The sequence below is a fragment of the Paenibacillus sp. GL_099_B genome (assembly GCF_057835695.1).
Genome location: NZ_CM174430.1, coordinates 1,015,115 through 1,029,495, shown reverse-complemented (window position 1 = coordinate 1,029,495; position 14,381 = coordinate 1,015,115). Strand labels below are relative to the sequence as shown.

12 protein-coding genes are annotated in these 14,381 nt (G+C 47.0%); 6 read left to right on the top strand and 6 right to left on the bottom strand.

Going from position 1 to position 14,381, the window contains the following annotated elements:
• The first annotated feature begins 65 nt into the window (after nucleotides 1–65).
• Both AC3ITG_RS04775 and AC3ITG_RS04770 read left to right on the top strand, forming a co-directional pair.
• Nucleotides 66–1,109, top strand: coding sequence for a cupin domain-containing protein (locus AC3ITG_RS04775; RefSeq protein WP_489252971.1), 1,044 nt, complete (start codon nucleotides 66–68; stop codon nucleotides 1,107–1,109).
• 99 nt (nucleotides 1,110–1,208) lie between these two features.
• Nucleotides 1,209–1,922, top strand: a complete 714-nt coding sequence (locus AC3ITG_RS04770; RefSeq protein ID WP_489252970.1) for a YoaK family protein — start codon at nucleotides 1,209–1,211, stop codon at nucleotides 1,920–1,922.
• 107 nt (nucleotides 1,923–2,029) lie between these two features.
• Here the strand turns inward: AC3ITG_RS04770 and AC3ITG_RS04765 are convergent, their stop codons facing one another.
• The 5 genes from AC3ITG_RS04765 to AC3ITG_RS04745 all read right to left on the bottom strand — a co-directional run bounded on the left by AC3ITG_RS04765 (nucleotide 2,030) and on the right by AC3ITG_RS04745 (nucleotide 9,016).
• Nucleotides 2,030–3,169 carry a toxic anion resistance protein gene (locus AC3ITG_RS04765; protein WP_489252969.1) on the bottom strand — a complete coding sequence of 380 codons (1,140 nt, stop codon included), beginning with the start codon at nucleotides 3,167–3,169 and terminating at the stop codon, nucleotides 2,030–2,032.
• An 81-nt stretch (nucleotides 3,170–3,250) separates the two neighbouring features.
• A complete protein-coding gene (locus AC3ITG_RS04760; protein WP_413375519.1) occupies nucleotides 3,251–4,939 on the bottom strand; it encodes a vWA domain-containing protein in 1,689 nt (562 codons plus the stop codon).
• Nucleotides 4,940–4,951: 12 nt separating this feature from the next.
• On the bottom strand, nucleotides 4,952–5,683 hold the full coding sequence (locus tag AC3ITG_RS04755) for a hypothetical protein (protein ID WP_413375517.1): 732 nt from the start codon (nucleotides 5,681–5,683) through the stop codon (nucleotides 4,952–4,954).
• Nucleotides 5,684–6,044: 361 nt separating this feature from the next.
• On the bottom strand, nucleotides 6,045–6,611 hold the full coding sequence (locus AC3ITG_RS04750; RefSeq protein ID WP_489252968.1) for a Uma2 family endonuclease: 567 nt from the start codon (nucleotides 6,609–6,611) through the stop codon (nucleotides 6,045–6,047).
• Nucleotides 6,612–6,694: 83 nt separating this feature from the next.
• Nucleotides 6,695–9,016, bottom strand: coding sequence for a beta-L-arabinofuranosidase domain-containing protein (locus AC3ITG_RS04745; RefSeq protein WP_489252967.1), 2,322 nt, complete (start codon nucleotides 9,014–9,016; stop codon nucleotides 6,695–6,697).
• Between the two features lie 194 nt (nucleotides 9,017–9,210).
• On the opposite strand from AC3ITG_RS04745, the gene AC3ITG_RS04740 reads away from it, so the two are divergent.
• From AC3ITG_RS04740 to AC3ITG_RS04730, 3 genes are all read left to right on the top strand, one after another.
• Complete coding sequence (locus AC3ITG_RS04740; protein ID WP_489252966.1) at nucleotides 9,211–9,978, top strand: helix-turn-helix transcriptional regulator; 768 nt, start codon at nucleotides 9,211–9,213, stop codon at nucleotides 9,976–9,978.
• A 166-nt stretch (nucleotides 9,979–10,144) separates the two neighbouring features.
• Entirely contained in the window at nucleotides 10,145–10,654 is a 510-nt protein-coding gene (locus AC3ITG_RS04735; protein ID WP_379376911.1) for a GNAT family N-acetyltransferase, read from the top strand.
• 147 nt (nucleotides 10,655–10,801) lie between these two features.
• Nucleotides 10,802–12,129 (top strand): IS3 family transposase gene (locus tag AC3ITG_RS04730; RefSeq protein WP_489252965.1). Its coding sequence is split into 2 segments (ribosomal slippage): nucleotides 10,802–11,186 and nucleotides 11,186–12,129, totalling 1,329 coding nucleotides; the frame shifts between segments, so codons are not numbered across the junction.
• 132 nt (nucleotides 12,130–12,261) lie between these two features.
• On the opposite strand, the gene AC3ITG_RS04725 is transcribed toward AC3ITG_RS04730, so the two are convergent.
• Entirely contained in the window at nucleotides 12,262–13,305 is a 1,044-nt protein-coding gene (locus AC3ITG_RS04725; RefSeq protein WP_413375509.1) for a 2,3-butanediol dehydrogenase, read from the bottom strand.
• Between the two features lie 141 nt (nucleotides 13,306–13,446).
• On the opposite strand from AC3ITG_RS04725, the gene AC3ITG_RS04720 reads away from it, so the two are divergent.
• Nucleotides 13,447–14,352 carry a LysR family transcriptional regulator gene (locus tag AC3ITG_RS04720; RefSeq protein ID WP_489252964.1) on the top strand — a complete coding sequence of 302 codons (906 nt, stop codon included), beginning with the start codon at nucleotides 13,447–13,449 and terminating at the stop codon, nucleotides 14,350–14,352.
• The last annotated feature ends 29 nt before the right edge of the window (nucleotides 14,353–14,381 follow it).

The window sequence follows — 14,381 nt, the reverse complement described above, 5'->3', positions numbered from 1 at the left end:
GTAAAAGGTATGAACGCCATATTTAACTATTTACATGTGTACCTAATATAATATGAGGAGGAATCATGATGACATCTTTCAAATATCGGCTCGAACAAAAAGAACCCCGTACGGGCCCTGGCGGTATTACCCGCGGTGCTTCCGTTCGGGATTTTCCTGCGTCCATTGGAATAGCGGGTGTATCCATGCGCCTGGAACCGGGAGGCATGCGTGAATTGCACTGGCATGCCAATGCGGCAGAATGGGCTTACGTGATCAGTGGCTCCTGTCGCACCACTGTCATTCATCCGGACGGACATGCGTACACCGATACATTTGAGCCAGGAGATGTGTGGTATTTCCCACGTGGTTACGGACACTCCATTCAGGGATTGGGACCGGACGAATGCCATTTTATTCTGATATTTGATAATGGTGATTTCTCGGAAGATCACACGTTCAGCATTACCGATTTCCTGTCTCATACACCGAACAACATTGTTGCCCAGAATCTTGGGATTACCCCCGAGCGTGCAGCGAAAGTGCCTCAGGGAGAAGCCTATTTCGTCAAAGGGCCTGTCCCTAATGACAGCTCCTCTTCCGGGACCTATCGCCGCAATTCGGAGCTGACGACTCCCCACCGATACCCGCTGCATGCCAAGCAGCCAAGACGTGCGCCAGGCGGCGGAACCCAGCGCACGGTTACTGTCGAAGATTTCCCCATCTCCACCACGATGGCCGGATCACTGATCGAGCTGCAACCAGGCGCATTACGAGAGATGCATTGGCATCCCAACGCCGACGAATGGCAGTATTACATTAGCGGCACTGCCGAAATGACAGTATTTCTGGCAGAAGGTCATGCGGTGACAGAGCAATTCGAAGCCGGGGATGTGGGTTATGCCCCGATGGGTGCAGGTCACTATATCAAAAATACGGGAGATGAGGTCTGCCGTGTGTTAATCGGGTTCAACAGCGGACACTATGAAGCTATTGATCTGAGCGAGTGGCTCGCAGGCAATCCGAATGATGTGCTGTCCACGAATCTGGAAATGTCCAAAGAGGAAGCCGAACAGCTTCCGAATGATACTCTTTTTATCGCACCGGCCCCGAATAAGCCGAAGTCATAGTCCAACTACCGGTACCTATTGAATATAGGTTTGGGTTAGTGATCTTTCTGTCATATATCACGAAACCACTCCAGTATCATGGAAAAGGGGTTGGACATCATGGCTTCTGCTTCCGATTCCGATTCGACCAGTGATCGCAAACGCGTGGGACATACCGTAGAACGACTGGAGCCGGGTCTTTCCCGGCTTCTGCTGTCATGTGTACTTGTGCTGATCTCTGGTTTCATTGATGCGGTCGGCTATCTGCAGCTGGGGAAAATCTATCTTTCTTTCATGAGTGGTAACAGTACCAAGCTTGGCATCGCGCTATTTGAAGGAGACTCCGCTGTATTAACGAATATAGGTCTGGTCATCTTTTTATTCGTTGTAGGCGCCTTTATCGGAACGTTTATCACAGATCGATCGGGAAAAAGGCGACTGGCGGGCATTTTAGGCTTTGAATCTTTGCTTTTTGCCGGCGCCATTGTATTCTTGCTGTTCCTCCATACACAGAGCGTACTTTTCCCGATTGCCGTTGCCATGGGTATGCAAAACACTATGCACCAGATGGTTGCTCATGCTGATGTAGGCAAGGGCTTTGTGACAGGCACATTATTCGGTATTGGACAGGCACTGGCCAAAGCCGTTCGGGGTAAGGCTCCTGCTTCCGAATGGGCAGTACTCGCCCTGTCCTGGGTTATTTTTGTGATCGGTGCAGCTCTGGGAGCACTGCTATTAACCCAAGGAAGCCTGCTGCTTGCCCTGATAGCCTCACTGGCTCTACTTCTTCTGCTGATCCCCTACGTCCTCCATGTTCAACGTGATTTGACCTAATCAGCAGAAAATCAAAAAAAAACGGTTGAACCAGAGCTTATCTGTGTTCAACCGTTTTTTGAGGTCATGCCCGAAATTTCCGCTATACCTTCTGAATACCTTTCAAACTACAGCCCCAGCTTCTGCCCTTTCTCCAACCGCTGAATCTGCTGCTCTCCGGTATCCGCCAGTTCACGGAATTGATTAATAGTTTCCCGCATCCGTGGCAAAGCCTCCTGCTTATAGAGACTGATGGAGTCGAGCGCGGAAAGCACATCTGTGAAGGCCTGCTTCATCGTATCCACGGAAATGCTGGCCTCATAAGCTTGCTTCTGGATGGCAATGCCCTGATCTTTCAGCATTTTGGACGTACCTGCGATCAGGTCGTTGGTCGTCCGGTTAAGCAGTTCAATTTTCTGCAATACAATCTTCTGATTGTACAGTGCACTCGCAACAGTGACGGCAATTTTCAATGCCGAGATCGTTACATTTTTGGCCCGATCCACACCGCGGATCAATTCCTTGTTGTTGCGAATGACAACTTCAATCGCCATGATGCCCTGCTGGTTCACCACCAGCATTTGCTGCAAATCCATGACCCGCTGACGTAGCGGGAACAGTACTTCTTCCGTAATAAAACGGACTTTCTCCAGGTCCTCATTACGCACTTTGGCAGCTTCGATCTGTGCGTCAATCGACTCATCCATCAGCACCCCAAGCTGAATTTCCTTTTGCAGTCGTTTGGTGAGTTCCCGCAGATTTTGCTGTTCAATCTCCAATGTTGTATTGTCGTTTCTCAAGGTCGCTCTGCCTTTATCCAGCGAGGTTACGATATCGGCGATAACAGCGTCAGCCTTCTGGTATTTCAGGAAATAGGCCCGGAGCGGATTGAACAATTTACCGAGAAATCCGATCTTGGCGAAATCGACCACGCTGGGGTCTAGATCCTTCAGTTGCATATGCAGCTCGGTCAAGCCTTTGGCGACCTGACCGCCCTCGTCTCCCGTCTTGGACAGATGTCCAACGGAGACTTGAAGCAACGCGTTTTTCTCGGAAGAGGATCTCATCGTATTCATGCCAAAGCCATCAATGGATTGCAGAATCTCCTTGCGTTTCTCCAACGATTCGAGATCCAGTGTCATGATCATCTCCACGTTGGCATTTGCGACTTGCTGCAGCTCCGCCACCTCGGCAGGTACGGGCTTTATTTCCTCCTCAATCACCTTCTGAATTTCCTTCTGGCTAGGTATCTCCATCGAAAACGACATCCAAGTTCCCCCTTCAATTACGTGCTATATAAAATGGAATAATGTACCTTACATTAGGTAAATTTGAGTGCAATCCCCGTGCTACATCTGCACGTTGAACAGGTTACCGATTTTGTATACAACATCGTCTGTATCCGCGTTAATGCTCGCCGCTTCGTTAATGCTGGAGATGCTCTCCAAAGCTTTGATGTCCGCGTTATAACCAATCGTGTAGATCGGCACTTTGTACGTCTCGACCAGATCACGAATATCCTTCAGTGTATGACCTTCGTTGGTTTCTCCATCACTTAGGACAAAGATCAGTGGCTTCACATTTGGATCAGTAGCCATATAATCTTCCAGCATCTTCATCGCCACAACGATCCCATCAAAGGTTGCCGTACCGCCACCCGCTTGCAGGCTATCCACCGTACCGACAAACATCGACTGCTGATTCGTATCATACTTGGCAATCGGCAGGTTCACAGTTACTCCACTAGAATAGGAGACGAGGCCGATACTGTTGTCTGTGCCAAGAAACTTCTGGCCTTTGCGCAATGATTCCTTGAGTCGATTCAGCGGTTCGCCATCCATACTTCCGGATACGTCGGTTACAAATACGGCTGCAATGGGTTTACTGCCGTTCTTTTTCTCTTTCCATACTTTCTGAGCGGACAACAAGGTGCCACCATCCACTGTGTTCAATTCGGACTTGTAATCCTGCAAACCGTTGAAGCCGAACTCCTCAGCCGATTGCTGATACTTCGCTTGGGTTACGAATTCCGCATACTTCTTAATGATCTCTTGCTTGTTCTGCGGCAGTTGCCCCAATGCATACAGTGGGCTGTCATGTCTTACACCAAAAGGTGTAAAGACATATCCGCTTTTCAGATCTGCGGTGTTTACGTAAGTCTGGTATTCCAGTACAAATGCGTCCAGTCGCCCTGACTTGGCTGCCTCACGCATCTGAATGGTTGTGGAAGCCGTAAACGGTACGTTCGCTTGGAACTTCTCAAAACCCTCAATCGCTTTCTCTCCAAGAGGATTGGAGCTGTCGTATGTGTTGAGTGCCGTCACAAGAAAGTTCAATCCCGTGGAGCTGGCGAACGGATCGGTGTACCCCATTGCGAGTTCATTGTTCGCAATCGCTTCGGTCACAGTTTTTACATTAACTGAGCCGTACGTGTCGACCAGCGCATCATATTTGGCTTTGGAGATGACGATACCGGGAACGTTCCCCACCAGTCTTTTGGATACCAGGTCTGTCTTTACTCCGCTTGCAGCCACCATCTCGCCCCACAACTCATTCGAGGGGGTAAACGCATCAGGTACATATTTGCCTGACTTGATATAATCAGCAGCCGTACCGGATGCGATATTGCGTAATTTCACCGAAACCTGTTTGCCATCAACGGTAATGTTAGCCTTGTTGAACTCTTCGCTCACCTCGGTTAACCAGCCATCTGCCCCGGTTCCCGCCTTTTCGATGGAAGAAAAGATCTCTACATAATCATTCGTTGTATTCTCGACCGTGATCGGAAATTTCGAGATGTCCGGCAGTGATTCAGCCACATCCACCGGATCGAGATCAATCTGTCCCTTCACGGGTTCAGCCGTTGCCGGAGCAATGTCTGCATACAGCTTGCCTAACTCTTTGCCTGCATTCTCTGTCGTTACCTGTGTACTGGTTTTACCAACGTTCGACGTCAGCGTGATACCTGCGTATACCAATCCGAACACGAGCACCAGCATCAAGATCGATATGAAAAAAAACTTTCCCTTCTTAGCCATACGTACAACCCCTCACTGTCTGTATAATTTGGTGTGCTTGATTAATTGGTCAATTTCCTGCATACAAGGCATCTGTTCGATATCTCCAGCTTCAAAGCTGTCCAGGCGGGAGATTTCCAGCATCAACTGGTCGAGCTTCAAAAGAATTTCCTCATTGGTATGAAGCGAGTTTTTCACATAGCTTAGATAGTCGTTATATACTTTGGTCTTCTCTTGAAAGAGCTTCTGGGGAAGTGTAGCGGATTTGGACTTCATCAGGCTGGCGTACTCGGCTTCATCGAACACATTGAGTCGGTTAAGTACACTTCGGATGTTGAGGTATAACAGCTTCTCCACTTCGAGGGTGACCGAAGCAAATTTCTTGTAACTCAGTTCCCCCGGATCAAATCGCTGATTCAGCACGTTCAGGAGGGTTTCTTTCTTTTTCTTCATACGACTCAGTTGGGATAATCCCAGTGTGATATCTTCCTCAAGCACTTTAATGCGTCGATAAAAGGATAACGCTTCCACATAATCTTCATGGGTTTCGATATTCTTCACGGGCAGGACTACAGGCTGTCTGAACAACAAGGTGTAGCTTCCATAGAAGAGAGCCAGCACGCTGCCGAACAGAAATGTCACCGAGAGCGCTGTCGTAAATGCTCCCCCGCCAAACTCCAGTCCGATGAATCCTGGCGAGAACAATAGAACATTCATGACCACAACGCCGAAGATCAGCCCCAGCAGTTTTATGTACTTTATCATGTAAATCATCAGACCCCCTTCGCGCTATGTGTTGGACCTTTATGTCGATATTTACCATTGGAACTTTATTTCATTGTACATGATGTTGCCGCATTCGGGTGGATTAATATGGATATTCATAATATACGTGGCATAGGCTTATCCCATTTCATCTTTAGAGGGACAACGTGGATAAGATTTTGTAACCTTTGGGAAGCGAGCCTGGTGCCCTTGAACAATCAGTGGCGGAAAAAGAAATGTTATCAGGTAATACGTGGAAATTTGCAGTGCGTGTCATTTTTTATATAGGGCTAATTCGATACGATAAAAATCAAAAAAACACCCCGACGCCAGCGCCGGAGTGATTATGATGTTGTCAGATCTAATTCAGCTTGAATAAATTTCGAAGCGGAATCTCCAGTTCCGGATATAACACCGATTGAATCGTTTCTTGCTCCGTGTACAGATGACGGTTCTGGTAACTTCCTTCTTCCAATGTGTACACATGAACGGTCTGATTGCCAGGGTCAACAATCCAATATTCATTCACACCATATTTCTGATACAGATTAAACTTCTCATTAAAATCCTTCAGCGCAGTTGATGGAGACAATACTTCTATGATTAGAGACGGCGCACCTTGACAGCCGTTTTTGGTGATTTGGTCTTTGGAAAAAACCACCGATAAATCTGGTTGGACAACATGATCAGGTACGTCATACTGTTCACTCTCGCTGAAATACACGTCAAAGGGAGCAACAAATACAATACATTTCCGATTCTGAAAAAAAGTACGCAAGGAGAAGTGCAGCTCACCCACAATAAACTGGTGTAATGAGGTGGGGGCTGGAGACATATTGAACGCTTTGCCGTTAATTAACTCCCAAGTCCCCTCCCAAGTTAACCAATCCTGAAAACTATAGATGCCTTTATTATCCGGTTTTGCCACACTTCCATCCTCCTCTTTTACCTAATCAGCATTTTGCTTTTATTATACCATTGTGTTTGCCCATTTTCATACAAATGCCTCTTTTATGAAAAGATGGATTCCGGTTTGCTGCGCGTTGTACGTACCTCCACGACTTTCCCGGCACAACCCTTGTCGTCCAACGCTTGGAATGCAACTCGCACACTGTCTTTACCTGACGTAACCGTCTGAGGGATGTCATAGGTAACGTAGAATACTTCGCCGATCTTGTTCATATGAATCCGCTGTTCACCGACCACATGTCCATCGACGGCGATACTAAATATTCTCTCATGCCGTGTTCCTTCCCGTTCAAAAGGAGAATGATCCCCGCCCCAGTATGCCACGCATACATAGTTCGGTGCAGAACCATCCACCGCCAGCTGGTAGCTGAAGTAAGCTCCGCTGACACCAAAAGCTTCCCGCCACATATGCAGCTTGTTGCGGCTGTCTGTATACGAACCGTTATGATGATCTGCACGGCAATTGCTATCCAGATGATGTCCGATCTCATCCTGCTGACCATCGGGCTGCACCCTGTCGATGGTGATATCATTTAATTCCTTCTCCAGCGCATCCCCTTCATCGTTAAACGGCCAATAGACCGTATAGAACTCATGATGCACATCATAGAACGGAATCAGTTTCACCGGGTTACCGTCCGATGTGACATCCTTGCTGATCTCAAACGTCAACGTACTTGCGTCTACAACCTTGATCCACTCGCGCACATCCTCCTGCTCTGTCCAGATCACAGGTACAGGTGCGGTTTTGGGATTCAGTGCCGTTTCGTCCACGATGGTATCCTCGGGCAGCCCTTCGCTTCCCAGAGCCCCTGCCAGTACAATGGGGCCGTACAGGAATGCCACCTTGTGCGCATCATCCCGGGACGTGTAATGATGGAGCGACATCGGCAGCGTGATTGTGATGACATCACCAGCGGTCCATGTGCGCTCGATGTCGAGGTATCCGGGTTCCATCCGGGTATGCGGATGAGCCGTATCCCCGTTGACCGTTGCCGTCATTGGCTCCTGCAGCCATGAGGGCACGCGTAGTCTAAGATTGGCCGAGGCGCTGCCTTCGGTGATCGTAAGGGTTACCTTTTCCGAATAAGGAAAGTCGGTTTCGAGCTTCAGCGATATGCCTTGGGATCTCCAGTCCAACTGGGAAGCAATATACAGGTTAACGTACAGATCCTGCTCATCCTCGAAATAGATCGCCTCGGCGTATTTGCCCGGGTTTTCCATGCCAGATCCTGTGCAGCACCACCAGGCAGTATCGTGAGTACCGTAGATTTTGTAGTGGCCTTGTAGTGTTGATGCAAAATACGTTTTGTTCCCTGTGTCCGGGTCCTGTGTGCCCAGGATATGGTTGTAGATCGCATTTTCATAATAGTCCATGTATGCACTGTCTGGATTCCAAGTGTAGAGCTGCTTCGTCAGATGCATCATGTTGTGGGTACAGCAGCTCTCTCCGGTTTTGATACCCAGACTCTCCATGCCTTTCGCTTCATAATGCTCCGAAATGCTCATAGCGCCAAATACATAAGAACGGTGATGAATCGTGGTGTCCCAGAAAAACTCCGCAGCTGTCCGGTAACTCTCATGGTTATGGTCCTGGTTGTAGATTTCGGCTGCACCGATGACTTTCGGAATCTGTGTATTCGCATGTTTGCCCTGAAGATCGTCCTGCTTGTGTTCCAACGGTTCGAGGATTAATTGATGTGTGAATTTGTTGGCTATCTCAAGGTATACAGACTTCCCGGTGATTCCATACAAATGTGCAAATACTTCATTCATGCCGCCGTGTTCACATTGAAGCATGATCTGCATCTGTTCCTCGGTCATCGGGACCAGGCCGTCCACCGCCCAATCAGCAAACCGTGTTACCACCTCAAGAGCCTGCCCGTTGCCCGTTAGTTTGTAGGCGTCAATTAGACCGCGATAGATCTTGTGCACACTGTACCAGGGCACCCAGTATTCGCCGATGTTAAAACCACCAATATGGTCTGCCCGAAATGCAATGCGGAAGGCTTCTTCGGACAGGCCGCCGACATACCCGCTGCCCGTTGTCAGCTGAATGGAAGCAAGCTCGCTGACGGCATAGTCCAGCATTTGCTTTAACATTTCATTACCTGTCGCCTGATAGGTCACAGCCAGGGCAGACAGATAGTGTCCGAGGGAATGCCCGCTGATCGAGCGCGCCTCCCAACCCGCGTATCGTTCCTTTTTCGCCGGTAACCCATGGGCCTCAAAACATGGTGCCAGAAAACGGTCAATGTCCAGGGATAACAAATACTTTTCTCCAACTTCCTGTGACGTTTGAAAAACGCCATTTAACAGATCTACATGCTCAGGTCCCAGAAATCCCTTTTTGGTTTCAATCATTCTGCTCGCTCCTCCTCGGTATGTAGTGGATATTTAGAAGTACTTTTATAGATATACAAAGGGTAAAATCCGTGTTTCGATTCATGCATCCCTTGCGATATTTCTTCATATAGGCCTTGAATATCCTCATATTATCAAATAAAATACAACTACATCAGACTCATAATCCAAGAAAAGGTGGAGAAATCCGTCCTATGCTAAAGCCATTGAAACATTACCTGTGCGGCAAGTTCATAACCGAAGGCAATTGGAGCCACATGAAGCGCAGCATGCCTGTTCACGAGGTCATTTTGATGTTGGAAGGCGAGATGTACATTGCGGAGGAGGACGAGCAGTTCGTGGTTCATGCAAATGATCTGCTGTTTCTGAGGGCTGGACGCACCCATTATGGCTATCAGGTCAGCGATGCTCCCGTCAGCTTTTATTGGGTTCATTATGATTCGATTGAGGAAGAGTTCGACCAGTATCCCACCCATGCGACCATTCAGGTACCATCCACGGCTAATCAGCTGTTCAAGCAGTTGCTGCATAGTTCATCGTTCTCATCGGAAGAAGCAGACGCGGCATTGCTGCTGCTGCTCAAAGAACTGGAACGCAACACACAGGCGGGTTATCGGCCGCACAATGCGATCGTTGACCACATCTGCAAGTGGGTGGATATTCATCTGCATACCGACATTACGGTTGGTAAGATTGCCGAGACTTTTAATTTTAACAAGGACTATATCTCCAAAATGGTGAAACGTGAGAAAGGCATTGGGCTCAAAACCTATATCCTCACGGAACGGATTTGCCGGGCCAAGCAGATGCTGCTCAATACCAATGCCAGTGTGAAAGAAATTGCAGGACAATGCGGTTTTTCGGATTACAAACTCTTCCTGCGCATGTTCAAACAATACGAAGGCAATACCCCCACCGAATATCGCAATAATTTGTATTCCACACAGCTCAACCGCCTATAATGAACCTTATACGTGCGAACCTTGGATGTACTTGTGCGGATATACCAACTCATAGAATTTCATGAGTCATATATAGAAAATTTGAATTAATCCATTACCATTGGGTGTGATACAATTCAAGTCAACTATATCTCTTATCAAACCAAGATCAGAAGGAGAACTTGAGATGACAACGGCAGTAACGATTCATCCCGCTACAGAAGCTGACCATGAAGAAATTGTACATATTCTCATTGAAAGTTACTCCGAGTACCGGGACACGTTCCAAACACAAGAACAATGGGAACATTATTTGAAGGACATTCGGGAATCGCCAAGCAATCCTTATATCAAGCAATTATGGATTGCCAAAATTGATAATCAGATTGTCGGTACGGTCCAATTGTTTGAGACCGCGCATAAGGCTTACCCGAACTTCGAGTTGCCTATTGATTATCCGTTTATTCGACTGTTGGGCGTTGATCCCAAGTGGAGAGGTCACGGCATTGCCAGAGAATTGCTTCAACAATGTGTTGAATCTGCCAAAGACATGGGCAAAAATACGGTGTATTTATATACGGGCGGTCAGATGGTCAACGCGATCCGATTATACGAACGTTTCGGTTTTGTAGAAGACCCGGAATTTAGTTCCGAGAGTAGTGGTGGCAAAGCGATCTGCTACCGTTATGATTCATAATTCTCGCAAATGGTAATAAGCGCGGATAGCACAAAAAGGGATGCCCATAAGTCTAAAATGTACCCTATAAGATGGACACTTTAAAAAAGGTCATCTTGTAGGGTCTTTTTGTGTACAATGAATAAAAAACGAGCGGTGGTCAAGCGGATGTCAAAGAAATGCTTTACAACTCAAGAGCAAGATCAGTTAAGAAGAAATCCCTATGTGAAAAATGTCAGCGCTAAAGCTATTACGTACACGGATGCGTTCAAAGAACGATTTATTCAAGAATACAGTCAAGGTACGCTTCCCCGTGAGATTTTTCAGGAAGCAGGCTTTCCCATTGACGTCTTGGGTGCAACCCGAATTCGAAAGGCTTCCAATCGATGGCGTGCGGCTTTTCAAGAACAAGGACCTGCTGGATTAACAGACGGTAGAATACACGCTTCAGGCCGTCCTCTGACCCGTGAATTAAGTCTTGAAGAAAAATATGCCCGTTTGGAAGCGAAAATGAAATGGCTTGAAGCGGAGAATGAATTCTTAAAAAAGCTCGATCAACTCGAAAGGCAGATGAGAAAAAAGAAATCCAACTAAGTACGCGGCAAAAATTCGAACTGATTCAACAGATGATGCATACATACCCTTTCCAACGCAAGGTGCATGTTCTTTGTGAAATTGCTGGAGTTTCACGTTCGGGCTATTACCAATATTGTAGCGAAGATGCCAGGTTACATCGTCAAAATCAGGAACAAGACGATCAGAAAGTGAAAGCCATCGTTCTGAAAGCCTACCATTACCGTGGAAGAAAGAAAGGCGCCCGTCAAATCAAAATGACGCTGGAGCACCAATATGGAGTCATATACAATCTCAAGCGAATTCGTCGTGTCATGCAAAAGTACAACATCGTTTGTCCGATTCGAAAAGCTAATCCCGCACGTCGTATGGCCAAAGCGACCCAAGAGCATCGAACCTGTCCTAACACGTTAAATCGAGCTTTTAAGCAAGGGATTGCAGGCAAGGTACTATTAACGGACATCACGTATTTAACTTATGGGAAAAATAAGCGAGCCTACTTATCGACCATTAAAGATGCTGAAACGAATGAGATTTTAGCTTATGAAGTCTCTGCTTCACTCGGTTTGGACATTGCGATTGAGACGTTGAATCAACTCAAAAAGCATCGTCACCTCACCTCAGATGCGTTGATTCATTCAGATCAAGGTTTTCACTATACGAACCCAAAGTTCCAAAAGCTTGTGAAGAATATGGGGCTGGGACAATCCATGTCGCGTCGAGGAAACTGTTGGGATAACGCTCCACAAGAATCATTTTTTGGGCATTTTAAAGATGAAACGAACTTTAAAACGTGTATGACCTTGGAAGAGGTCAAGCAAGAAGTGAAAAGCTACATGATTTATTACAATCATTATCGAGGTCAATGGAACTTAAACAAGCTGCCGCCTGCACGATACAGACAGCAGCTTGAAGTTGCCTAACCTTTTTAAATTGTCCTTTACAAGGGGTACATTTTAGTCATTAACATGACAGGGGGCATCCCTTTTTAGCGTTATTCTGAGCTAAAGAATCGGAGTCGAGCGGCAAATGCAGTCGCTCCATTTTCCTCACTATTAACCGCCGATTTCCACCAGAATTTTCGCATGGCTCTTGTCGGTCATGAGCAGTTCAAGTCCTTCCTGAACGATGTCGTCCAGCTTGATTTTTCTGGTGATCACCTGTCCCACATCAAGTGCTCCCTCAGCAATCAAAGAGATGACTTCAGGGAAGATGTGGCGATAAGCCAGTGTTGCTGTCAAGTTCGCTTCCTTCACTAGCAGGTCGAAGAAATTCACCTGTAGCGGATTCGGAATTGCTGCGATGACAACAACTTCCCCACCTTTTTTGATCACGGCTACGGCGCTGTCCATGGTTGGCTGTACACCTGCCGCTTCATATGCTACATCTATTCCGCCAGACTGCTGCAAAATCACTTCAGTGGCATTAACTTTGGCACTATTCACTGGAATGGCTCCCAGCTTGGCTGCCAAATTCAGGCGTTCTTCAAATACATCGACTGCATAGATCGTGGAAGCTCCAGCAGCTTTGGCTGATAGGATCGTCAGCAGTCCAATCGGACCTGCACCATATACAGCAACCTTCTGACCTACTTTTAGTTTGCTATGGCGAACTGCATGAAAAGCTACCGCTGTAGGCTCAACTAATGCGCCCTCTTCAAAGGATACGTTATCCGGCAATTTATGCACCATATAAGCCTCAACCACAACGTATTCAGCAAAGCCTCCATCACCGTTCAGTCCCACAAATCCGAATTGGGTACATTGGTTATAACGCCCCTGAATACAGTACTCACACTGTCCGCAATGATACAGCGGTTCAACAACAACACGGTCCCCTACACTGATACCGCTTACATCACTTCCCAATTCACTGACGGTTCCTGCAAACTCATGACCAAGTGTCAGCGGCGCTTTCTGTCCTGAAAGCGGGTGGTTCTGCCCTTCCTGAATACCTACGCCATGATGGTAAGCATGCAAGTCACTACCACAGATTCCTGCGTACTCGACTTTAATTTTCACTTGCCCTGATTGGGCTACCGGTATTTCCCGTTCTTCGACCCGGACATCTTTTTTGGCATACCATACTGCTGCTTTCATGAGATACATCCCCTTTGGTTTATCTTGTCTATCTGAAATTCAACTATTGTCTATTAATTATATCGCTGTTCACGTATTATTCATATTTATAGATACTAATGTTAATATTACTTGTACTAATGCTAAAACGGAGATGAAACCATGAATCTGGAACAGCTTGAATATGTCGTTGAAATTGCCAAAACTCAATCATTCTCGGCTGCCTCGGAGCACCTGCATGTCACTCAATCGGCGATCAGCCAATCTGTGCATCGTCTTGAAAATGAGCTGGGTATGATCCTGTTCGAACGCTCGCGGCATGGGACGTTTCCCACCCCTGAAGGCAAACCGTTTATTGCCAAGGCACTCGATATTTTGCAGCGAATTGATGAATTGAAATCACTGAATGCCGAGACATTCTCGTTAACTGGAGAACTGCATGTTGCCACCTTTCCAAGTGTGATGCCTTACCTTGTGCAAACGGCAGCAGATATGAAACGCGAGCATCCTCAATTGAATATTGCCATTGAAGAGAAAGGTTCTATGGAAATCATCGAGGATATCCGCAACAACAGAACCCATCTGGGCTTCATCGCCATCTACGCCAAACAATTGCGGGAATTCGATGGACTGCATTTCAGTCCCATGTATTCAGGCAAACTGGTTGTGTGCACTCATCACCAATCCGAACTAGCCAAGCTTAACCGAGTTACTCCCGAACAATTAAAAGAACATAAGCTTGCTCTGTATCGTGATGGATTCATCGAAGATTTCCTGCAGGAGTTCACGTATGATTATGGCCCTCTGTCCATCCTGTTCAAAACGAACAACTCGGAAGCGATCAGCACCGTCCTGAAAAATAATATTGCCGCCACCATTGGTCATGACTTCTCCTTCCACCAACATCCGCTATGGAAAGAAGGCATTGCGAAAATGGTAGAGATCTCCTCGATCGATCAACCTAAAATGCAAATCGGCTTCGTACAGACCGAATCCAAGGAGGTTGCTGTAGCAGCAGAGCGATTTGCCCAACGCTTCAGACAGGCGATTGAGCTGGATCAGTTATGATAGCAGAGTCTAAGTCATAATTGGGTGTC

Coding starts and splice junctions, on each gene's coding strand:
- AC3ITG_RS04755 (WP_413375517.1), bottom strand. CDS start 5,683: ATGATAAAGTACATAAAACTGCTGGGGCTGATCTTCGGCGTTGTGGTC.
- AC3ITG_RS04735 (WP_379376911.1), top strand. CDS start 10,145: ATGACAACGGCAGTAACGATTCATCCCGCTACAGAAGCTGACCATGAA.
- AC3ITG_RS04740 (WP_489252966.1), top strand. CDS start 9,211: ATGCTAAAGCCATTGAAACATTACCTGTGCGGCAAGTTCATAACCGAA.
- AC3ITG_RS04760 (WP_413375519.1), bottom strand. CDS start 4,939: ATGGCTAAGAAGGGAAAGTTTTTTTTCATATCGATCTTGATGCTGGTG.
- AC3ITG_RS04745 (WP_489252967.1), bottom strand. CDS start 9,016: ATGATTGAAACCAAAAAGGGATTTCTGGGACCTGAGCATGTAGATCTG.
- AC3ITG_RS04720 (WP_489252964.1), top strand. CDS start 13,447: ATGAATCTGGAACAGCTTGAATATGTCGTTGAAATTGCCAAAACTCAA.
- AC3ITG_RS04725 (WP_413375509.1), bottom strand. CDS start 13,305: ATGAAAGCAGCAGTATGGTATGCCAAAAAAGATGTCCGGGTCGAAGAA.
- AC3ITG_RS04770 (WP_489252970.1), top strand. CDS start 1,209: ATGGCTTCTGCTTCCGATTCCGATTCGACCAGTGATCGCAAACGCGTG.
- AC3ITG_RS04775 (WP_489252971.1), top strand. CDS start 66: ATGATGACATCTTTCAAATATCGGCTCGAACAAAAAGAACCCCGTACG.
- AC3ITG_RS04765 (WP_489252969.1), bottom strand. CDS start 3,169: ATGTCGTTTTCGATGGAGATACCTAGCCAGAAGGAAATTCAGAAGGTG.